Origin of the sequence: Pantoea rodasii, from assembly GCF_002095465.1 — a bacterium.
GTDB classification, from domain to species: Bacteria; Pseudomonadota; Gammaproteobacteria; order Enterobacterales; family Enterobacteriaceae; genus Pantoea; species Pantoea rodasii.
This window is the reverse complement of record NZ_MLFP01000086.1, coordinates 809,718-830,902: the sequence shown is the minus strand read 5'-3', so window position 1 is coordinate 830,902 and position 21,185 is coordinate 809,718. Positions and strand designations below refer to the sequence as shown.

17 protein-coding genes and 3 pseudogenes are annotated in these 21,185 nt (G+C 51.8%); 13 read left to right on the top strand and 7 right to left on the bottom strand.

The features are described from left to right. A partial coding sequence (locus HA45_RS28595; protein WP_143808521.1) for a DUF2188 domain-containing protein occupies positions 1–91 on the top strand: 91 nt, incomplete at its 5' end. A gap of 383 nt (positions 92–474) precedes the next feature. Here the strand turns inward: HA45_RS28595 and HA45_RS27230 are convergent. From HA45_RS27230 to HA45_RS27215, 4 genes and pseudogenes are all read right to left on the bottom strand, one after another. Next, the gene (locus HA45_RS27230; protein WP_240629181.1) at positions 475–2,025 is read right to left on the bottom strand and encodes a recombinase family protein; all 1,551 of its coding nucleotides are present in this window, start codon (positions 2,023–2,025) and stop codon (positions 475–477) included. Positions 2,026–2,253: 228 nt separating this feature from the next. After that, positions 2,254–2,391 (bottom strand): annotated as a pseudogene (gene lplA / locus HA45_RS27225) (lipoate--protein ligase LplA); the annotation flags it as partial. Positions 2,392–2,626: 235 nt separating this feature from the next. Next, positions 2,627–4,617: pseudogene (tkt, locus tag HA45_RS27220) on the bottom strand (transketolase). Between the two features lie 29 nt (positions 4,618–4,646). Continuing rightward, positions 4,647–5,105 (bottom strand): RpiB/LacA/LacB family sugar-phosphate isomerase, encoded by a 459-nt coding sequence (locus tag HA45_RS27215; protein ID WP_039328632.1) that lies wholly within the window; start codon positions 5,103–5,105, stop codon positions 4,647–4,649. A 443-nt stretch (positions 5,106–5,548) separates the two neighbouring features. Between HA45_RS27215 and HA45_RS27210 the strand changes: the two genes are divergently transcribed. The 6 genes from HA45_RS27210 to HA45_RS27185 all read left to right on the top strand — a co-directional run bounded on the left by HA45_RS27210 (position 5,549) and on the right by HA45_RS27185 (position 12,151). Next, positions 5,549–6,883 (top strand): MFS transporter, encoded by a 1,335-nt coding sequence (locus HA45_RS27210; RefSeq protein WP_100700423.1) that lies wholly within the window; start codon positions 5,549–5,551, stop codon positions 6,881–6,883. 1 nt (position 6,884) lies between these two features. Beyond that, positions 6,885–8,621: a dihydroxyacetone kinase family protein gene (locus tag HA45_RS27205; protein WP_100700424.1), complete on the top strand. Its 1,737-nt coding sequence runs from the start codon at positions 6,885–6,887 to the stop codon at positions 8,619–8,621. Between the two features lie 11 nt (positions 8,622–8,632). After that, entirely contained in the window at positions 8,633–9,406 is a 774-nt protein-coding gene (locus HA45_RS27200; RefSeq protein ID WP_100700425.1) for a triose-phosphate isomerase family protein, read from the top strand. Next, positions 9,406–10,224, top strand: coding sequence for a sugar phosphate isomerase/epimerase family protein (locus tag HA45_RS27195; protein ID WP_100700426.1), 819 nt, complete (start codon positions 9,406–9,408; stop codon positions 10,222–10,224). The genes HA45_RS27200 and HA45_RS27195 overlap by 1 nt, the downstream gene beginning before the upstream one ends. Beyond that, the gene (locus HA45_RS27190) at positions 10,221–11,078 is read left to right on the top strand and encodes a phosphogluconate dehydrogenase C-terminal domain-containing protein (protein ID WP_100700427.1); all 858 of its coding nucleotides are present in this window, start codon (positions 10,221–10,223) and stop codon (positions 11,076–11,078) included. The genes HA45_RS27195 and HA45_RS27190 overlap by 4 nt, the downstream gene beginning before the upstream one ends. Positions 11,079–11,185: 107 nt before the next feature. Further along, a complete protein-coding gene (locus HA45_RS27185; RefSeq protein ID WP_100700428.1) occupies positions 11,186–12,151 on the top strand; it encodes a sugar-binding transcriptional regulator in 966 nt (321 codons plus the stop codon). 37 nt (positions 12,152–12,188) lie between these two features. On the opposite strand, the gene HA45_RS27180 is transcribed toward HA45_RS27185, so the two are convergent. Beyond that, positions 12,189–13,142 carry a nucleotidyl transferase AbiEii/AbiGii toxin family protein gene (locus HA45_RS27180; RefSeq protein ID WP_240629182.1) on the bottom strand — a complete coding sequence of 318 codons (954 nt, stop codon included), beginning with the start codon at positions 13,140–13,142 and terminating at the stop codon, positions 12,189–12,191. Further along, a complete protein-coding gene (locus HA45_RS27175; protein ID WP_100700430.1) occupies positions 13,109–13,885 on the bottom strand; it encodes a type IV toxin-antitoxin system AbiEi family antitoxin domain-containing protein in 777 nt (258 codons plus the stop codon). Before HA45_RS27175 ends, HA45_RS27180 begins: the two co-directional genes overlap by 34 nt. 272 nt (positions 13,886–14,157) lie before the next feature. Between HA45_RS27175 and HA45_RS27170 the strand changes: the two genes are divergently transcribed. From HA45_RS27170 to HA45_RS27150, 5 genes are read left to right on the top strand one after another with little or no spacing between them, the layout of a single operon-like run. Continuing rightward, entirely contained in the window at positions 14,158–15,261 is a 1,104-nt protein-coding gene (locus tag HA45_RS27170; RefSeq protein ID WP_100700431.1) for an ABC transporter ATP-binding protein, read from the top strand. 27 nt (positions 15,262–15,288) lie between these two features. Next, positions 15,289–16,566 (top strand): ABC transporter substrate-binding protein, encoded by a 1,278-nt coding sequence (locus tag HA45_RS27165; RefSeq protein ID WP_100700432.1) that lies wholly within the window; start codon positions 15,289–15,291, stop codon positions 16,564–16,566. A 10-nt stretch (positions 16,567–16,576) separates the two neighbouring features. Further along, complete coding sequence (locus HA45_RS27160) at positions 16,577–17,488, top strand: carbohydrate ABC transporter permease (RefSeq protein WP_100700433.1); 912 nt, start codon at positions 16,577–16,579, stop codon at positions 17,486–17,488. Then, on the top strand, positions 17,485–18,303 hold the full coding sequence (locus HA45_RS27155; protein WP_100700434.1) for a carbohydrate ABC transporter permease: 819 nt from the start codon (positions 17,485–17,487) through the stop codon (positions 18,301–18,303). The genes HA45_RS27160 and HA45_RS27155 overlap by 4 nt, the downstream gene beginning before the upstream one ends. Before the next feature lie 12 nt (positions 18,304–18,315). Next, the gene (locus tag HA45_RS27150) at positions 18,316–19,227 is read left to right on the top strand and encodes a metallophosphoesterase (RefSeq protein ID WP_100700435.1); all 912 of its coding nucleotides are present in this window, start codon (positions 18,316–18,318) and stop codon (positions 19,225–19,227) included. On the opposite strand, the pseudogene HA45_RS27145 reads toward HA45_RS27150, so the two are convergent. Then, positions 19,224–19,825 (bottom strand): annotated as a pseudogene (locus HA45_RS27145) (HPP family protein). The gene HA45_RS27150 and the pseudogene HA45_RS27145 overlap by 4 nt on opposite strands. Positions 19,826–20,143: 318 nt before the next feature. Here HA45_RS27145 and rluF point away from each other — a divergent pair. Beyond that, positions 20,144–21,025, top strand: coding sequence for a 23S rRNA pseudouridine(2604) synthase RluF (gene rluF / locus HA45_RS27140; protein ID WP_100700437.1), 882 nt, complete (start codon positions 20,144–20,146; stop codon positions 21,023–21,025). The last annotated feature ends 160 nt before the right edge of the window (positions 21,026–21,185 follow it).

Here is a 21,185-nt window from a genome sequence, read left to right as displayed (position 1 = left end):
TCAGGGTAGTGAGCTTTTGATACATGGTGAGAATGGACGTATTCGTGCAAAAGATTCGCACGGTAAAGATCCCTTCCCACCGAAGGGTTAAACACTTCATCTTTTCCTAAAGAGGCTTTGGCCTCTTTTTTTTGCTCGGTGCTAACGTAGTTTGCGATGTGATGATTGTTGAGTACTGAAATCCTTGGAAGCAATCGCCTACTGGTTGATTTAATTGATAACTTCTCCCTATATATCAACAGGACAGTACTATGAATCTTAAATCTATCCTTATGCGTAAACCTGATGTTCAGAATATAGACAAATTCATTGAGGAACAATCGCAGTTACTGACTCAGTACTTTATTAGGAAGGAGGAAAGCGCTGTAGAGATTTTAAAAATTCTTGATAGTACTTCTAAATTGATTGGAAATTATTCGCAGGATCGTTAATGGTTAGTGGTTATTTTTAATTAAGCCCATAACAGGCTTAATTTTAATCGTTTGAAGTAACTATGCTCATGTTGCTTTCATCATACATGAGATCAACTATCCATTGCTTTCCTTCAATTCCACCAAGGTAGTTGGCTAGAAGAAAGTAATCCTTCATTTCAGCACTGTATATGTTTGAGAACGTGCATTTCTCTTCAGTGATATTTTCACTAATTGAAAAGCTAGCAGTATTATAGTCTATCCCATCACTGGTTGTTTGAATTGCTATTTCATGATCAACTTCAGTTAATTTCTTGTTTGTTATGATGAGGTGCCTGTATACATCTTTAATGTATTTTATCTCAATTAAATTGTATTGATCTATGCTTTGAAAAGTTATCTTGTCAACTGCTTGAGTAAGTAACTTTCTCAGACTCATTCTTAAATCAACATTTGTATAATCCATTAGCATTGCCACATCGTAACTATCAATATCAACCAAAGGGTCATTTAAATCTAAACCTTGCAATTGGTTGTGAACCTCATTAATCCTATCTTCAATATCAGTCAGAGTATCTGCAAGTGCGAAAGAGGGTGTCTTTTTTGCTTTTTTCCGTTCTTCGATTTTTACTTTGCAGTTTTCAGCTTCGATTTCAAGTACTGCGAGTTCGCTTTTCAAAGTGGCTTCAAATGTTGTATCAACTTCTTGATATGAAAATACCTTGTTCATATCTAACTGTTTTATATGGTTAATGACCATTTTTTCGAGGAAGTCTAATCTCTTACTTCCTTGGCCGCATATTCTAAAATTGAGTCTATTACGGCATACAACGTATCTGACACCACGCGTATTCTTAGCAGTTGTAACTCTTGATCCACACTTACCACAACGGATCATTCCCGTAAGGATGTTGTGAACTTCTCGGTTGACGTTATTTTCTCTTGGACGACCTTTTGTACCAGCGGCATTAACTTCTAATATTCTATTGGCAATTTCAAAAAGTTCATTTTCAATTATAACTGGGAATATATTGGGTATTAGAGTTCCATCACTGTTACGCTTTAAGTTTCCTCTGAGTCTCTCATCTTTAATCAACTTAGTGATAGTGCTCGGTCGCCAAAGAGAATTTCCCGTAGATTTTATGCCTTCTTCATTGAAACGTCGGGCTATAATGGGGCTTGTAAGTCCATTAGTATATTCTTTGAATATCCTCTTAATGATTTCCACTTGTTCAGTAATAACAACATAACCGTTATCATCAGCACTTAACCAACGAGGAAGTTTTTTAGTGAAAACCTTTCCTAGCTCTTTTGCTTCTTTTAATCTTTTCTCCCATCCAGCAGTTGATCTCTCAGATTTGATCTTACTTTCATTGTTTCCACGAGAAATTATAAGTTCCATTATTATCTTTGAAAACTGATCATCTTTCCTAAGAACAACCGGTGTGGACACATCATTGATAATTACGCCGCTTTTCACGACTTTTTGTATGGTATCCTCATCCCACGAAGAACGGCGGGAGAGTCGATCTAAGCTATAGATAACCAATGCATGACCATCACCAATCTCACCTAAATCTACTAATTTAACAAATTCAGCAAGTTCACCATCCAAGATGTTCTTATTGCGATATGCACTTAGTCCAATGTCCTGCCAGTATGTGATATCAGAATTTCTCAGTTCTGGTTTTTGATTCTATATAGGTATTGATGCGGCTTAACTGCTCATCAATACCGCTTCCTTCCTGCTGATAAGCCTTTGAAACCCTTGTGTAAACATGAACTTTGTATGGTGACATTTGAAATCCAAAATGATAATAATTCCTATGTGTGAATTATATCACATGACCACCGTTTCGGCGTTTTGCCATAAGAACAATACGCGCTGGGTGGTAGGCATCTGGCGGAAGATGCACTCTTCCACCGCGAGGTTAAACCAGGGATCGTGTGAATCAGAGATCAGCAAACGTAAGGTGGACATGTTTCCTCCAGTTCCGTGAGAAAGGGGCAAGCGGAGGACAGAATACGCGTAATCGGATGCAAAGATAAGCGGGGGCGTGTTGTGAAGTGTCAGGTGCGCATCCTGCATGTGTCGGGGCGTGATATATCGCGTTACGCCGATAGTTATTGATGCTGTACCGGTATCACTTTGAAGGCGGCATTGCTGCCGCCTGGGGGGATTCAACCCAACACAAAGTCTGAGTGATGACTACGGCTTACAGAATCGATTTTGCCGTTTTAACCACGTTCTCAACCGTGAAACCAAACTCTTTAAACAGCAGTTCAGCCGGTGCAGATTCGCCGAAAGTAGTCATACCGACAATCGCACCGTGCAGGCCGATGTATTTGAACCAGTAGTCGGCGATGCCCGCTTCGATAGCTACGCGCGCCGCTACCGCTTTCGGCAGCACAGATTCACGGTAAGCCGCATCCTGCTGGTCAAAAGCATCGGTTGACGGCATCGAGACCACGCGCACTTTGCGGCCTTCGCCGGTCAGTTGCTCGTAGGCTGCAACCGCCAGTTCCACTTCTGAACCGGTGGCGATAAGGATTAGCTCTGGCGTACCCTCGCTGTCTTTCAGCACATAACCACCGCGTACCACGTTGGCCAGTTGCTCCGCGCTGCGGTCCTGCTGTGCCAGATTCTGACGTGAGAAGACCAGCACGGTAGGGCCGTTAACACGCTCGATGGCGTATTTCCACGCTACCGCAGACTCAACCTGATCACACGGACGCCACAAACTCATATTTGGCGTCACGCGCAGGCTTGCCATCTGCTCAACTGGCTGGTGCGTTGGGCCATCTTCACCTAATCCGATAGAGTCATGGGTGTAGACCATGATCTGACGTACTTTCATCAACGCCGCCATACGTGCCGCGTTACGCGCATACTCTACGAACATCAGGAAGGTTGCGGTGTATGGCAGGAAACCGCCGTGCAGCGCGATGCCGTTGGCGATGGCGGTCATACCGAATTCACGCACGCCGTAATGAATGTAATTACCGGCTGGATCTTCGTTGATGGGCTTAGCACCCGACCACATCGTCAGGTTACTCGGCGCCAGGTCAGCAGATCCGCCAAGGTATTCCGGCAGAATCTTACCGAAGGCTTCGATAGTATTTTGCGAAGCCTTACGGCTGGCGATTTTGGCCGGATTGGCCTGTAACTGCTCAATAAAGGTTTGTGATTCACTTTCCCAGTTGGCAGGCAACGCGTTGTTCACACGGCGTGTAAATTCTGCGGCCAGCTCCGGGTAAGCCTCGGCATAGGCCGCAACTTTGGCATCCCACGCGGATTCTTTCGCCTGACCGGCTTCTTTGGCATCCCACTGCGCATAAATATCTGAAGGGATTTCAAACGGTGCGTGGTGCCAGCCCAGCTGTTGGCGGGTCTGTGCAATTTCGTCGTCGCCCAGCGGTGCGCCATGGACATCATGGGTACCGGCTTTATTCGGCGAGCCGAAACCAATGACGGTTTTGCACATCAGCAGAGAAGGCTTGTCCGACACCGCTTTGGCTGCTTCAACCGCTTTCTTAATGGCGTCGCGTCGTGACCGTCCACATCACGCACCACATGCCAGCCGTAAGCTTCAAAGCGTGCGGCGGTATCGTCGGTGAACCAACCCTCCACGTGACCGTCGATGGATATGCCGTTGTCGTCATAGAAGGCCACCAGTTTCCCCAGCTTGAGGGTGCCGGCGATGGAGCAGACTTCGTGTGAAATCCCTTCCATCATGCAGCCATCACCCATGAAGACATAGGTGTGATGATCGACGATGTCATGGCCCGGACGGTTGAACTGTGCCGCCAGCGTTCGCTCGGCAATCGCGAAGCCCACAGCATTGGCGATCCCTTGTCCCAGCGGGCCCGTGGTGGTCTCAACGCCGGGCGTATAGCCGTATTCCGGATGCCCCGGCGTTTTAGAATGCAGCTGTCGGAAATTCTTCAGCTCGCTGAGCGGCAGATCATAGCCGCTCAGGTGCAGCAGGCTATAAATCAGCATTGAGCCGTGGCCATTGGACAGCACAAAGCGGTCACGGTTAGCCCACTTAGGGTTGTATGGATTGTGTTGTAAAAAATCGAGCCACAAAACTTCGGCGATGTCCGCCATGCCCATTGGGGCACCCGGATGACCTGATTTGGCTTGTTGCACGCCATCCATGCTTAATGCACGGATGGCGTTGGCTCTTTCCCGGCGTGTTGACATAAGGATCTCCAGAGGTAAGAAGTCGGTGGTTATTTAGTATGTGAAACTTGTTCGTAGTAACCGATCTTCTCGACTTTGGCGGTAGAGCCGCCACCTTCAAACTCTGAGGCCAGCCAGGCGTTGACGATATTCTTCGCCAGTTCCGGCCCAATGACGCGTGCGCCCATGGTCATGATCTGAGCATTATTACTCTTGCGGGCGCGTTCAGCAGAGAAAGTATCGTGGCACTGCGCCGCACGGACGCCTTCCACTTTATTCGCCACGATTGCCACACCGATACCGGTGCCGCACAGCAGAATTCCGCGCTCAAATTCGTTCTTCTGGATAGCGGTGGCCAATGCAAACGCCACATCCGGGTACATTGGACGGTCGTTTTGCGCGTCATTGGTGTAATCCGTTACCTGGAAGTCTTTCTCTTCAAGCAGTTTTTTAATGATGTTTTTCAATTCGATAGCCGCATCATCGGCGCCAATTGCGATCGTTTTCATCGTCATTCTCCAGCAGGGTTTCGGTCTGACGCCTGAACGTTTGTTACGCAGGCGAGAAGATGTTCACTGACAGCCTGCCATAAATACAATCATATGTTCAATGGTTGTTCATATGTTTTGCGTGCTTAAGCGATGGACTAATCCGCTCCCAAGGCAGATATCGCGCTGATTCCGCCGTGATTGTGCGTATCTTTCCGATTCAGGACCAAAATCAAATCTCATGAGCACGCTCACACTTTCAATCATTGCAGTTGAGAGATGTACATTTATACGTGTAGTGTTCATTTGTTCGCATAACGATACCAATGTACAAGAAGACCCCTTGAGGACTCGAACATGTGTCATTTACACCGTACCTCTCAGTACACCTGCAGCCAGCGCTCTTTTGGCGTCTGGTCAACACCAAACAACAGCTTTAACCACGCACGTCACGGAGGTGCGTTATGAGTCAGCAAAACATGACAGCGGTTGAGAAATCCGCTATCAGCAAAATCTCCTGGCGTCTGGTGCCCTTTGTAGCCCTGATGTTCTTTATTAACTTCCTCGATCGCACCGCGATCTCATTTGCTGGCCCTAACGGCATGACGCAGGACCTGGGCCTGACGGGCGTGCAGTTCGGTCTGGCATCGGGCATTTTCTTTATCGGTTACATCCTGCTGGAAGTGCCGAGCAACCTGGCGTTGCATAAGTTCGGCGCACGTCGCTGGCTGGCGCGCATCATGATCAGCTGGGGTATCGTTTCGTTGCTGTTCACCTGGGTAAGCAGTGTTGAAGGCCTGTATACGCTGCGCCTGTTACTGGGTATCGCTGAAGCGGGCTTCTTCCCGGGTGCGATCCTTTATCTGAGCATGTGGGTACCGGGACGCCATCGCAGCAAAATTCTGTCGCTGTTCTATCTGGCGCAGCCGCTGACCGTGGTATTTGGTGCACCGCTGGCCGCAAGCTTAATTCAGCAGCATGGCCTGTTTGGACTGGATGGCTGGCGCGTGATGTTCCTGGGCGTCTCCATCCCAGCGATTCTGATTGGTATCGTGGCGCTGTTCTGTCTGGTGGATTCACCGCGTCAGGCGAAGTGGTTAACGGCTGAAGAGAAAACCTGGCTGACCAACGAGCTGGAAGCCGAACATCAGCAGAAGCAGGGCCATCAGAAACACAGTCTGCGTTCTGTGATGGGCAACGGTCGCGTGTGGATGCTGTGCCTGATCTACTTCGGCTTTATCTACGGTCTGTATGCACTGGCGTTCTTCCTGCCAACCATTATCGCAGGCTTCCAGCAGCAGTTCGGCACCACCTTTAACGTGATGCAGAAAGGATTGATCACCGGCGTGCCGTACCTGATCGCTGCCGTGGTGATGTACTTCTGGTCAAAAGACGCCACCCGCCGCGGGTGCAAAACCTGGCATATCGCGATTCCGGCACTGGCTGGCGGTATCAGCGTGCCACTCGCGCTGTATATGGACTCCCCGTTCACCACCATCATGGTGATTGCGATTACCGCCAGCTCCATCTTTGCCGCATTACCCAACTTCTGGACGCTGCCAACGCAGTTCCTGACCGGGGCGTCAGCCGCAGCGGCTATCGCACTGATTAACACCTTAGGAAACGTGGCGGGCTTCTCAGCGGGCTACATCACCGGTGCACTGCACGATGCCACCAACAGTTATGAGTTACCGATGTTCGTGGTCGGTGGATTCATGCTGCTGTCTGCTGTCCTCATGCTGTTACTGAATCGTAAGCGCCCGCAGTCTCAGCCGACCTCTATCGCACAGGAGCACTAAAATGACGTACCTGTTTAATCAACCTTCAGCCTTTGCTGCTGAACTCATTGAAGGCTTTGTCGCCGCCAACGCTGATAAAGTTCGTCAGGTCGCCGGTGGTGTGGTGCGCAGCACGCGTAGCCAACCCAATACTGTAGCGGTGATTGTGGGCGGCGGTTCCGGTCATTATCCGGCCTTCGCCGGGTTGGTTGGACAAGGTCTGGCTCACGGCGCGGCAATGGGGAATCTGTTCGCTTCGCCGTCTGCCCAGCAGATTTACAATGTGGCAAGAGCGGCGCACAACGGCGCTGGCGTGTTGCTGATGTTCGGAAACTATGCGGGCGATGTACTGCACTTCGGCCAGGCGTGCGAACGCCTGCGTGCCGAAGGGATTGCCTGTGAAATTCTGGCGGTGACGGATGATATCTCCAGCGCCAGCAAACACGAAGTGGCAAAACGTCGCGGAGTGGCCGGGGATTTGTGTGTGTTTAAAGCGGCGTGTGCAGCGGCAGAAGCGGGCGACGATTTAGCGACCGTGCTGAAAAAATCGCACCATGCTAACGATCGTACGCGGACTTTCGGTGTGGCATTTGGCGGATGTACCTTGCCGGGTGCTACGCATCCGCTGTTTGAAGTTGAAAAAGGGCGCATGGCGCTGGGCCTGGGTATTCACGGTGAGCCGGGTATCAGCGAAACCGATGTGCCGAGTGCCGATGAACTGGCCGAGCTGTTTGTTGAACGTTTGCTGAGCGAAGTGCCTTCAGATGTTAAGCAGATTGAAGGTCATCGCGTTGCGGTGATCCTCAATGGTTTGGGTTCCGTGAAGTATGAAGAGTTGTTCGTGGTGTATCGCCGCGTGGCACAGTTGCTGGAGGCTGCTGGACTAAAAGTGGTTCAGCCAGATGTCGGCGAGTTTGTTACCAGCTTCAACATGGCGGGCGCATCGCTGACGCTGATGTGGTTAGACGATGAGCTGGAAACACTGTGGTGCGCGCCCGCAAACGCACCGGCTTACCGTAAAGGTAGCGTACTGGTCGCCGAACCATTGAGTGCGGAAGAGCGTGAAGAGAGTACCGAAGAAGCCTTGCCGCAGGCTTCAGCTGAATCCCAGCACAGCGCGCAGCGCGTGTTGCACATTCTGGAATCAGTGGCGGATTTGTTACAACGTAACGCCAAAAAATTAGGTGATATTGATGCCGTCGCTGGAGACGGTGACCACGGCATCGGTATGGAGCGTGGTGTACTGGGCGCGGTGGAGAAAGCGCGTGAAGTGGCTGCGCGCGGTGCGGGTGCAGGCAGTCTGTTGTGCCGTGCCGCCGATGCATGGGCAGATAAAGCCGGTGGCACCTCGGGCGCACTGTGGGGCGTGGCGTTGACTGCGTTGGGTACGGCTATTGGTGATAGTCAGTCGCCTGATGCACAACGCGTCGCAACCGGCGTGCGCGATGCCAAAGACGGCATTATGCATTTCGGTAAAGCTAAGGTCGGTGATAAAACCATGGTAGATGTGCTGGTGCCGTTTAGCGACAGCCTGAATGCAGCGGTCGCGGAGGGTGCTTCCCTGACGGATGCCTGGCTGGCGGCCGCGATAGTTGCCGATAAGGCCGCGCAGGATACCGCGCAGTTGGTGCCCAAAATGGGCCGTGCGCGTCCATTGGCCGAGAAAAGTGTCGGTACACCAGATGCGGGTGCGATTTCTCTGGCGATGATCGTCAACACCGTTGGCGAGTTGCTTAAAGAACAGAAAGCCTCTCAGTAAGGAGCGTAATGATGTCTCAGCCAAAAATCTGGCTTGGCGTTAGCCTGAAAATGTATTTCGGCTACCAGCAGACGCTGGACTGGTGCCGCAAAGTGGCTGGATTAGCGCAGCTTCCTGCCATTAAGAACGGCGAAGTGGGTTTATTTGTATTGCCTGCGTATCCGGCAATCCCCGCCGTCGCTGAAATCTTTGCCAGGACGCCGGTGCGCTTCGGCGGGCAGGATGTGTGTCAGGCTGAAAACGGTGCCTGGACCGGTGAAGTCAGCGCCAGCATGTTGCAGGAACTTGGCTGCTCACTGGCCGAAATCGGTCATGCTGAACGTCGTCGCCATTTCCATGAAGATAAAGCGCAGATCGCCGCCAAGGTGGCGATGTCGCTGCGCCACGGATTAACACCGGTGCTGTGCATCGGCGAAGAACAGCAGGGTGAGCCTGAACAGGCCATCGCGCTGTGCGAGCAGCAACTGGCTGAAGCATTGGCCGATGCGATGCAACAAGGTTTAACGGGCGAGGTGTTCTTTGCCTATGAGCCGCAATGGGCCATTGGCGCGCCACAGCCTGCACCGGATAGCTATATCCGCGCGGTCTGTTCGGGCCTGCAACAGTTGAAAACGCCGGATGGCATCAGCTTAAAAATTATTTATGGCGGCAGCGCCGGACCAGGTCTGATTCAGCGCCTGGGAGCAGACGTTAATGGTCTGTTCCTGGGACGCTTCGCTCATGATCCGAATGCGCTGGCGCAAATCATCGAAGAGGCCAGCGTGCTGGCGAAGGAGATCCGTTAATGAGCCGTATCGGACTCAGCACTTATGCCTTTTTCTGGCGCATGTCCAGCAAAGTACCCAACCCGCTGACGCTGGAGCAGATGCTGCAACAGACCGCCGAGATGGATGTGTCGGTGTTCCAGATTTGTGATTACCCGGCGATTGAAAGTTGGTCTGACGCGCAGTTGCAGGATCTTCGCCAACTGGCGGACAAGCTGGGCATCACCCTGGAGTTGGGTACGCGCGGTTTAGGCACTGCGCATCTGCGTCGCTATCTGCACATGGCGAACATTCTCGATGCCCATGTGGTGCGCTCGATGTTCTACACCGCCGATCACCGTCCTTCACTGGATGAAGCAGCAGAGTTGATTGGTGCAGTGCTGCCTGATTTCGCGCGCCAGCAGGTACGTTTGTGTCTGGAGACGTACGAGCAGGTGAACAGTGGCGCGATGATGTCAGTGATCAACAAGTTTCTGTCGCCGTGGTTGTGCGTGTGTCTCGATCCCGCCAACTGTGTGGCTGGCCTGGAATTGCCAGAACAGGTGATTGCCAACACCGCCGCACGCGTCGGCAATCTGCACATCAAAGACTTTGCCTTTACGCGTCGGGATGGCTGGGTCGGCTTTACCTATGCAGGCTGCCTGATGGGCGAGGGTTTGCTGGACTATGACCGGATGATCGCCAGCGTGCGCCCGGCAGAAAGAGAGATTAACCAAATCGTCGAACACTGGTTGCCGTGGCAGGACGATGCCGCGTTGACCTGCGAGCGCGAAGCCGAATGGACGCGCCGCACCGTTGAATTCTTACGTTGTAAACAAGATCAGGAGTTATACCAATGAGCAATGCATTGAAAACCATCACCGTAATTGGCGCAGGCGGCAAAATGGGTATGCGCATTTCTGCCAACTTCCAGAAAAGCGATTACCAGGTGTTTTACGTCGAGAACTCACCAAAAGCGCAAGAGCAAGTGACCTCGCAAGGCCGTGAGCTTTCTGACGCTGCTTCGGTGGTGCCGGTGAGTGACGTGGTGATTCTGGCGGTGCCGGATATCGTTTTGGGCAAAGTGTCTGAAGGCGTGGTGCCGCAGATGAAGGCCGGTGCGATCCTGCTGACGCTGGACCCAGCTGCGGCTTATGCGAACCTGATCGCGCATCGTGATGGCATTGAATATGCGGTGGCGCATCCTTGCCATCCATCCGTGTTCCTGGAACGCTACACCAAAGAAGAGCATGCGGATGCCTTCGGTGGTATCGCAGCTGTGCAGCACGTTGCGGCTTCCTATGAAACCGGCTCTGATGCGCAGAAAGCCGAACTGAGCAAAGTGATCAGTGTGATGTACGGCCCGGTTGAAGCAGTGCATTGGGTGACGGTGACACAGTTGGCGTATCTGGAGCCCACGCTGGTGGAAACCGTGGCCTGCATGGTGGGCGCATTTATGAAAGAAGCGCTGGATGAGACCGTGAAGCACAGCGGCGTGCCTGAAGAAGCGGCCAAAGCGATGCTGTATGGCCATATTCAGATCGCGCTGGCAGTGGCCTTCCGCGCCACCAACCCGTTCTCTGATGCCTGCATGATCGCGATGGAATACGGTCGCGAGAAGATTGTGAAGCCAGACTGGAAGCAGATCTTCGATCAGAAAGAGCTGGATATCGTGATTGCCCGCATGCTGAAAATCGACGCCATCAAGCGTTAAGCGTGACGCAACCTGCGACTCGCCTCGCTGCTGTCTGGCGAAGCGAGTCGTATCAATGATATAACTCCTTCCTCAAATCAGATGTCACGATATAAGACAGGTAACGGATGGAAAAAAACACGCTTTCTCAGGACTCCGAGCTGCTGACAGAAATTGCGGTGGCCTATTATCAGGACGAAATCACCCAGGAGGAGATTGCGCGTAAGTTTGGGATATCCCGCATTAAAGTTGGCCGACTGCTTAAGCGCGCGCGCGAAGAGGGCATCGTCGAAATTAATGTGCGCTACCATCCGGTATTCAGTACGCGTCTGGAACAACAGCTGCAAAACCGCTTCCCCCAACTGCAACGTGCGCTGATTGCGCTGGATTCGCCGGACGATGAAGAACAACGTCGTCAGGTCGCGGCCCTGGTATCTTCACATCTGTCACAGTCGTTAAAAGACAATGCGATTGTCGCTGTGGGGCAAGGGCGTAACGTCGCTGCCGTCGCCGACTATCCTGGTCAGGTGCCCACGCGCAACTGCCTGTTTATCAGCGGTATTGGCGGGACTCATCGTCCGGGCGATGCGATAAACGCCGATCACATCAGCCGTCGTCTGGCCAAGAAGTTCGGCGGCATCAGTGAAACCCTGTATGCGCCGGCCTATGTCGAGAATCGTGCGCTGCGCGATGCCTTTATGCAGAACGGCACCATTAAAGAGACGCTGGATCGCGCACGTAAAGCGGATGTCGCGCTGGTGGGCGTTGGCGATATGAATGAAAACAGTTATATGGTGAAACTCGGTTGGTTTACGCCGCACGAAATCATTGATGCGCATGTGAATCAGGGTGTGACCGGGGATGTCGCGGGCTATGACTTCTTCAATGCACAGGGACAGCATGTGGATACGGTGATGAATGACCGCGTAATTGGTCTCAGCATTGAAGAACTGCGTAAAATTCCCTGCGTGATTGCCATCGCTTCAGAGAATACCAAAGCAATGGCGCTGCTCGGCGCACTACGAACCGGTGCCATCGATATCGTCGCTACTACCGCGCAAAACATTCGGACGATTTTGAGTATGTCGCAGTAAATCCTATTTCGTGGCTAAGCCATACTGCATGGCTTAGCTAAGTCGTTATTAGCAATACGTCTTTGAGTTTCGCCAGCGCCTCAGTGTGTTTAGATGGCTGCATATTGGATAAATTATGTAATTTCCATCGAACGGCGGGTAATTGCTCAACACCTGTTAATCCCAACAGGGTCCAGTTTGGTGTTCCCTGTTTGAATGTCAGCAGGAATTGGCGCTCCTGCTCGGTAATTGAACGATTAATTGTCTCAATTAATTTGACTCTTGCTGCTTCCAGTTCGTCCCTTTGGACATCAATCTCCGCCATATTACGAAACTCACCTTCATACACCGCGGAAATATCTTTTAACTGCGGCCTTAACAATTCTGATAATGGGCGAGGGTGGCTGACCAAATAGACCAGCAGTGCCTTGCGCAATTCATCTGTTAGCCCTTCATTATCGAGCAAAAACTTAACATCAAACAAATCACGTGGATGTTGGCGATCCAAAGCAGCACATATTTTTCCCGCATACAAATCAGCAAAAGCAACCACGCGCGTTTCTGCGAAGCCAAATTCGTCCTCAACGGAAGCACTCACTGAGATAACTGAGGGTTCATAAACCGTGCCACGCAAAACGGGAGATAACTCAATTTTTATCTGTACGCCACTTCGCGTGACCGTGAGTCGTAATGCATCCATTTTGTCTTCATAAGATTTAATCACCTTGCTGTCAGCTATTCTCGTGCTGATGTCCTTTGTGATTTCATCCAATTTAGAACGGATAGTCATGAGCGATTGCTGACGATCCATCACCGGCAGAAAAACCAGATCAATATCAACTGATAAACGGGGTAAATCACGAATAAAGAGATTTATCGCCGTGCCGCCTTTCAGCGCGAAACAGTCATGCTGTGAGACAATCGGCAGGACCTGCAGCAGTAGCTGAACTTGCTTGTAATAAACACTCTGGCGGTCCATTAATTCGACTCCCTGGGAACGGTAATATTCCATGTTTTATCCAATCTGCCGCCACGTGCTATTTCACGTTTACCCACACCCAAATCATATTCTTCCGGCTTAAGGTATTTAAACCAGGCATGATTATGCTGTTGAGACAGCCATAAAAATAATCGTTTGCTCTTAATGCTGGAACTGGCGCGCAAAAGGGCATCCACTTTTTTGGGCGACAGAGTGGATAAGCCTTGCATAAGCTGATCGGCATGCTCAAAGCTTACGGCTGTTGGCACACCGGCTAGCGCCTCCAGAATGGCTTTTTCAGGTGAGGAGTAGAGCAAAGGCGGTAGTGGCTCTCGCCAGTGATCCTCACGAAGATATTTTGTCTCCTGCATCAGGGAGGCAGGCCACAATCGGCGGGTGCTATGCCACTCAAAATGAAGAGATGCATCGAATTTATTCAGCCATGCAGGCAATGCATTTTCTGCATATAGGTCGATGTGAGTATGTTTACTGCGCAATTGATAATGTGCGAGTCCTTCCTGATCAAGTGCGCTCAGGCCACCGACATGCACGGGGAATAGACTCATTCTTTGCAATGAGGTGACAACGCCTTTCCAGTTAACCCGCGATGTTTCACGGACATACACACCTGGTGTTAGCGCCTGGAGCGTTTGACTTTTGACTGCATTATCAATGAAATGAGGATTTAAACCCTGTGCTACCAACCAGGGTTTAGTAGCGAGTAATCCCGTAGGCAACAACAGTTTCAGCGTTTGACGGCTCTCGGCGTTTAACATGTTTCTTGGTTTATATTGTTGTCATATGACGGCAATTATCGCCGTTAATTTTAAACTACGCAAACCAGATCGGTCTTCAGGTTTGTAAAATATTAAATTAGCGGCAATTATCGCCGCCATTTTAGTGATTTATAAACCAGGAAGTTGCACAGCCGGATATTCATATAACTGATGGTTGTCCACAGCCAGTCACTCAACCGTCACTCCAGTAACATAAATCCTTCATTTCCCTAAGCTAGCTTACCGCCATTCTATTCCAGGACTACCGATGCATGAGCCATCTCTCGCTACATCACATCACAAAAGCGTGGGGCGAAAAAAATGCCCTCAATGACATCAGCTTTGAGGCCGCGGAGGGCAGTTTCGTCGCGCTACTTGGGCCTTCAGGCTGCGGCAAGTCGACGTTACTGCGGACCATTGCCGGACTGGAAACGGCCGATCGTGGCGCGATCCACTTCAAACAGAGTGATGTCACTGATTTGCCACCGTCGCAGCGCAAGCTGTCCATGGTGTTTCAATCCTATGCGCTGTTTCCGCACCTGAATGTACGCGAGAACCTGTTATTTGGCCTCAAGGCGCGCGGTGAAGATAAGCAGACGTTTGCGAGTCGCCTTGATGATGTCAGTAAGCTGATGGAGCTGGATAAGCTACTCGACCGTCTGCCATCGCAACTTTCGGGCGGGCAGCAGCAGCGCGTGGCGTTGGGCAGGGCGGTGATCGCCAATAACAATCTGTGCCTGATGGATGAACCGCTGTCGAATCTTGATGCGAAACTGCGCCAGAGCATGCGTCGTGAGATTCGCGCGCTACAGAAAAAGCTCGGCCTGACCATGCTGTATGTCACGCACGATCAGACCGAAGCGATGAGCATGGCGGACAGCATCATCCTGCTCAATGACGGCCGCATCGAACAACACGGCACGCCAAATGAACTCTATAACGATCCCGCGAGCATCTTCACCGCTCAGTTTATTGGTGCGCCACCGATGAATATTCTGCCGTTGCACGCAAAGGGCGAGCATCACTATCTCAGCCATCTGCAGGCGCCTGTGGTGGAGAATTGCGACGAAGTGGCACTCAGTCTCGGGCTGCGCGCCGAGGACATTCAATTGATATCCCCTGACCATGCCGCGTTAACAGCACGGGTGATCAGCTACGAATATATGGGTTCCGACACCCTGCTGGCGTGCCAGCTTGCCGGATTGGCCGACCTCGTCACTGTGAAAGTGCCTGGCATGCAGCGTTATGACGAGGGCAGTCAGGTCGGTTTGCAGTGGTCCGCTGCCCGCCAATACCTTTTTACCACCACAAACGGCAAACGCTGTGCGTCAGCTGAGCAACAGATGTTTGCCTCACAGAAAAAATACGCTGTTTAACCGTTGTTTTTCGCCCAAGGGATAATCATGTCTGCGATTCGTTACTCACGTTTGGCCTCTGCTTTATTACTCTGCACCACCGTTTCTGCGTTTGCGGCCGATCCCGTCAAGCTGCAGATGTACTATCCGATCGCGGTAGGCGGCAAGGTCAGCCATACCGTAGACGAGCTGGTGGCTGATTTCGAAAAAGTGCACCCAGAAGTGAGCATTCAGCCGGTGTACACCGGAGACTATGCGACAACCGTCACTAAAGCGCTGACCGCGTTTCGTGGTGGTAATGCCCCTCAGCTGGCGGTGATCGGTGACATCGAGGCGTATTCCCTGATTGATGCCGGTGCGATTGTCGCCGCCAGCGATTTGGCAACCGGTGATGAAGGCAAAAAATGGATCGACGGTTTCTATCCCGCGTTTCTGCGTCACATTGATGGCAAAGTCTGGGGCGTGCCGTTCCAGCGCTCAACCGTGGTGATGTACTGGAATAAACAAGCCTTCGAAAAAGCCGGCTTGAATGGCGACACCCCGCCGGCCAACTGGCAGCAAGTGGTCGAATTCAGTAAAAAACTGACGGTGAAAGATGCCAACGGCGTGAGTCAATGGGGTATCGAGATTCCGTCAACGCCTAACGGTTACTGGAACTTCCAGGGGCTCTCTGCCACCAATGGCGGTCGTCTGGATAACGGTAAAGGCACCGCAGTCAACTTCAATACGCCGGGCAACGTTGAAACGCTGCAGTGGTTAACCGACCTCGGACAAAAAGAGCAAGTCTCACCCAAAGGCGCGATTGCCTGGGGCACCACGCCACAGGATTTCATCAGCGGCAAAACCGCCATGATGGTCACCACCACCGGCAACCTGACCAACGTGCGTGATAACGCAAAATTCCCGTTTGGCGTGGCGATGCTGCCTGAGAAAACCCAGCGCGGCAGCCCGACTGGCGGCGGTAACCTTTACGTCTTTAAGAATGCCTCAGCGGAACAGCAAAAAGCCGCGATGGAGTTTATCCGTTGGGTGACGTCACCGGAACAGGCCGCTCGCTGGAGCATCGCGACCGGCTATGTGGCGACCTCTCCGGCTGCGTGGGACACCACGGTGATGAAAGACTACGTGAAACAGGTGCCTCAAGCTCTGGTGGCGCGTGAGCAGCTGAAGTATGCCCAGCCAGAACTCTCAACCTATAACAGCGTGCAGATTCAGGATGCATTGAACCACGCGGTTGAAGCCGCCGTCACGCAGGCAAAAACGCCGGCTGAAGCATTAGAAGGCGCGCAGAAGCAAGCCGATCGCCTGTTAAAGTCATACCAGTAACGGAAGCGCTATGAGCACGATTCTTACCAGCACGCCACGCCGTTGGCCACGATTATGGTCGATGCAGCTTTATGGGTATCTGCTGATTTTACCGGCGCTGTGTTTTTTGCTGCTGTTCACCCATTATCCGGCGGTCGCGACGATCTGGGAGAGTCTGTTCAGCGCTTCACGTAATAATCATCCGGCCCATTTTGTTGGGCTGGATAATTACATCGCTTTGCTGGATGACGATATCTTTATCCAGTCGCTGTGGAATAACTTGCTGTATGCATTGATCACCATTCCGCTGGCCGTCACGCTGGCGCTGCTGATGGCGCTGGCCGTGAATCGCCGCCTGGCCGGTAATTCACTGGTGCGCGCGGCTTTCTTCATTCCGTCACTGCTGCCCATGATTGCCATCGCCAACCTCTGGCTGTTTTTCTATACGCCGCAATTGGGGCTGTTGAATAAGCTGCTTGAGCTGTTCTCACTGCCTGCGGTGAACTGGCTCGGTGAACCGGGCACCTCTCTGTACTGTCTGATGGCGGTATCAGTATGGCGCGAGGCCGGTTTCTTTATGATCTTTTACCTCGCCGCGTTACAGCAGATTGATCCCCGGCTCAGTGAGGTGGCTGAGATAGAAGGGGCGTCACGCAGTTACTTCTTCCGTCGCGTGCAATGGCCACTGCTGATGCCCACCACGTTGTTTGTGTTGATCAACGCCTCGATGAACGCGTTCCGTATTGTGGATCAGGTCATTGCCATGACCAATGGCGGGCCAAATAACAGCAGTAGCCTGCTGCTGTTCTATATCTATCGTACCGCTTTTAGCTTCTGGGATATGCCCGCAGCGGCAGCGATGACGGTGGTACTGCTGGTGATTCTGGCGTCAATTGCGCTGATCAAATTCAACCTGCTGGATAAGCGAGCGCATTACCAATGAAAACCTCTTTTTCGTTTGGCGGAGTGTGCCTGAATCTCACTATCTGGCTGGCAGCGCTGTTATGGTTTTTGCCGATTCTGGTGGCATTTTGGGTTGCGATTCACCCGGCCTCAGATCAAGCCAGTTTTTCGCTGTTCTCTCCGCTGACCTTTAATAACTTTATCAACGCCTGGCATGCCGCTCCTTTTGCGCGCTATTTCATCAATACGACCTTGCTGGTACTGATGATTGTGGTGGTGCAGCTGATATTGGCCACCATGGCCGCTTATGCGTTGGTACGTTTCAAAATGAAATTCTCCGGCTTCCTCTTCGCGCTGATTTTGCTGCAGTTGATGATTAGCCCCGATGTGTTGATTCTGAATAACTACAAAACCATTGGCGCGCTTGGCTTTCGCGATACGCTGACGGGGATTGCCTTGCCTTATTTTGCTTCGGCGTTTGCCATCTTTCTGCTGCGCCAGACGTTTAAAGGCATTCCACTGGTGCTGGAGGAAGCAGCGATTGTCGAGGGAGCGAGCCGCTTTTATATTCTGCGCAAGATCTACATCCCGCTGGCAAAGCCGATCTATATCGCTTTTGCGCTGGTATCGATTAGCTTCCACTGGAACGATTTCCTGTGGCCGCTGGTGATCACCGATTCCGTGAATGTGCGACCGCTCACGGTGGGATTGCAGTTGTTCTCGGCGCCGGAGCAGGGCGTGCAATGGGCGTTGATTGGTGCCGCCACCTTGATGACGACCTTGCCGTTGCTGGTGCTGTTCCTGATTTTTCAGCGTCAGTTTATTCAGTCTTTTATGCGTGCCGGTATTCGCTAAGGAGTGCTTTCCGTGACTATTCCGCATCCATTGACATCACTGCAGCGGGAATTGCTTGGCGATGTGGCAGAGCTTTATGCCGCCCCTGATTTGCGTGCGAAAGCGTTAGACAGCACGCTGCGTTTTGGCGTGATTGCCGATCCGCAATACGCGGATGTCGCGCCTGATATCGCGAATAATCTTTATTATCGCCATGCACTGACAAAGTTACCGCAGGCAATTGAAGCCCTTAATCAGCAGCCATTAGATTTTGTGGTCACGCTGGGGGATTTGGTCGACCGTGATTGGTCAAGCTATGCCGCCATTTTGCCGCAGTATGATCGTTTAGTGCATCCGCATGCAGTGGTGTTGGGTAATCATGATGCACAGACAATCGCTCAGCATCTCAACCATCGCGCAGCGTTGCCGAAAAGTTATTACGCCTTTTGTCTGGCAGGGTGGCGATTCATTGTTTGTGACGGAAATGACGTTAGCTTGTACTGTAACGCACTGAATGGGGACGATTATTATCAGGCAGAGACCTTGCTGGCGCAGTTACAGTTGCAGCGACAACCGCAGGCTCAGCCCTGGAACGGTGCGGTAGGACAACAGCAGTTATTGTGGATCGAACAGCAGTTGATTGAAGCTCAGCGACTGGGCGAGAAAGTTGGTGTGTTTGGGCATTATCCGCTGGCACCACACACAACGCATATCCTGATGAATGCGAATGTGCTGGTGGAGCTACTCACTAGTTACAACATACAGTTTTGCTTATCGGGCCATGACCATCGCGGCAATACTGCGTACATCGGTCAGACAGGCTTTTATACCATGAAGGGCATGCTCGATGGTGCGGCTGATGTACCGTTTGCCGTGGTGGAATTAGATGATATAGGTGTAAGGATCCACGGCTTTGGCGGAGAAATCAGCCGAGGCGTGATTTAAGATTTCAGCGGTTGCTGCTGCCGGCGCCGCGCAATCTCTTCTGCTCGCTGCAACAACTGCTGTAAATCCTCTTCGTCGATATCGAGAAGCTGACCACTCGCCAGTGCCTGATGCAGATCGTCACGGGTAATGGGAACGTCCAGAGCAACGGGTTTGGATTTGGGCTCATTCGCTGCCAGCGGGTGCGGATAGCGACGGCCCGCAAGGTTGTTGAATATGATCGCCAGCAGGGCAAGACAAGCGGAGTTGAGTAATACCGGCGACAGACTGAAGTGATATCCCAGTTGCTGAACGCCGTTGCCGCCCAGAATAGCGGTAAGCGCCACGGCACCGCTAGGCGGATGCAGGCAGCGGAGCTGAAACATCACGGCAATCGTCAGGCATGCCGCTATCCCACAGGCCACAGCGGGATAGGGCACAAACATCGCCGTGGTTACGCCGATGACCCCGGCGACCAGGTTCCCGCCGACAATCGACCAGGCTGTGCCAGAGGACTGTTTGGCAATCCGAAAAGCAACACCGCAGAGGCGCCCATTGGCGCGACAAACCATAAGTTGACTTCACCGAGCAGCCAATGGCTGGTCAGACTGGTGATCATTAATCCCAGGCCCGCGCCAATACTGGCGATCGCCATCTGTTTTTTGGCCACCGGCAACGGATGGGGCCAGAGTCGGGCGAGGAAAGTCCGCAGCGATGTTATCCCGCTGAAGCGGCGCAGGTGTGTCATGAGGGATTACTCTGTCATAAGAAAAAACGATGGATGGCGATTGTCGCTGATCGATTCTTGCGGAACAACCACAATGTTAGTGTGCTGTTATAAAGGGGTGATGAGATTGCATGCCAGCGAGATGATGTTTAACCGTGGCTTACACAACGTCTAAGGTTGTTGTATAGTCCGTTTTTTTTCGGAGGAACCATGCTGCCCAACTCATCCACGCGCCTGAACAAATACATTAGCGAGAGCGGAATCTGCTCGCGCCGTGATGCCGACCGCTTCATCGAACAAGGCAACGTTTTCATTAACGGCAAACGCGCCACGGTGGGCGCGCAGGTCTTTGCCGGGGATGAAGTGAAGGTTAACGGGCAGTCTATCGAGCCACGAAACGAAGACGATTTGGTGCTGATTGCGCTCAACAAGCCGGTGGGCATTATTACCACCATGGAAGAGGGTGAGCGCGATAACATCGGCGATTTTGTTAACCACAGCAAACGTGTCTTCCCGATCGGTCGTCTGGATAAAGACTCACAAGGCCTGATTTTCCTGACGAACCACGGTGATCTGGTCAATAAAATTCTGCGTGCCGGTAACAACCACGAGAAAGAGTATGTAGTGACCGTGGATAAGCCGATCACCGACGAGTTCATCGCGGGGATGGCGGCTGGCGTGCCGATGCTGGGTACCGTGACTAAAAAATGCAAAGTGAAGAAAGAGTCGACCTTTGTATTCCGCATCGTGCTGGTTCAGGGGTTAAACCGCCAGATTCGTCGTATGACTAAGCATTTTGGCTTTGAAGTCACCAGGCTGGAACGTACTCGCATCATGAATGTCAGCCTGAAAGGCATTCCGCTGGGTGAATGGCGTGATTTCACTGACGATGAATTGATTGATCTGTTCAATTTGATCGAGGATTCTTCATCCGAAGATCAAAAAACGCAGCAAAGTCAGGCGAAAAAGAAACCGGCAACAGCGGCGAAAAAAATCGCTTCGAACGGTGCAAAGCTGCCTGAAAAAACCGTGGCTAAACCAGCAGGGCGCCAGCGCTTTGCACAGCCCGGTCGTAAAAAGAAAGGGCGCTAATCGTGATCGCGGCGGCCCTCAGGTCGCCTTTGACATTACCCTTAAAATACCGCGTTACCCCCTCCAGCATTCAATTTATTCATTACGTTAACCGCTAAAGCTATTACATGGGCTCGCTTGAGGTTCTGCTATTACCATTAGTTAACTAGCCTAAGGAGAA

Coding starts and splice junctions, on each gene's coding strand:
- HA45_RS27215 (WP_039328632.1), bottom strand. CDS start 5,105: ATGAAAACGATCGCAATTGGCGCCGATGATGCGGCTATCGAATTGAAA.
- HA45_RS27210 (WP_100700423.1), top strand. CDS start 5,549: ATGAGTCAGCAAAACATGACAGCGGTTGAGAAATCCGCTATCAGCAAA.
- HA45_RS27205 (WP_100700424.1), top strand. CDS start 6,885: ATGACGTACCTGTTTAATCAACCTTCAGCCTTTGCTGCTGAACTCATT.
- HA45_RS27200 (WP_100700425.1), top strand. CDS start 8,633: ATGTCTCAGCCAAAAATCTGGCTTGGCGTTAGCCTGAAAATGTATTTC.
- HA45_RS27195 (WP_100700426.1), top strand. CDS start 9,406: ATGAGCCGTATCGGACTCAGCACTTATGCCTTTTTCTGGCGCATGTCC.
- HA45_RS27190 (WP_100700427.1), top strand. CDS start 10,221: ATGAGCAATGCATTGAAAACCATCACCGTAATTGGCGCAGGCGGCAAA.
- HA45_RS27185 (WP_100700428.1), top strand. CDS start 11,186: ATGGAAAAAAACACGCTTTCTCAGGACTCCGAGCTGCTGACAGAAATT.
- HA45_RS27180 (WP_240629182.1), bottom strand. CDS start 13,142: ATGGAATATTACCGTTCCCAGGGAGTCGAATTAATGGACCGCCAGAGT.
- HA45_RS27175 (WP_100700430.1), bottom strand. CDS start 13,885: ATGTTAAACGCCGAGAGCCGTCAAACGCTGAAACTGTTGTTGCCTACG.
- HA45_RS27170 (WP_100700431.1), top strand. CDS start 14,158: ATGAGCCATCTCTCGCTACATCACATCACAAAAGCGTGGGGCGAAAAA.
- HA45_RS27165 (WP_100700432.1), top strand. CDS start 15,289: ATGTCTGCGATTCGTTACTCACGTTTGGCCTCTGCTTTATTACTCTGC.
- HA45_RS27160 (WP_100700433.1), top strand. CDS start 16,577: ATGAGCACGATTCTTACCAGCACGCCACGCCGTTGGCCACGATTATGG.
- HA45_RS27155 (WP_100700434.1), top strand. CDS start 17,485: ATGAAAACCTCTTTTTCGTTTGGCGGAGTGTGCCTGAATCTCACTATC.
- rluF (WP_100700437.1), top strand. CDS start 20,144: ATGCTGCCCAACTCATCCACGCGCCTGAACAAATACATTAGCGAGAGC.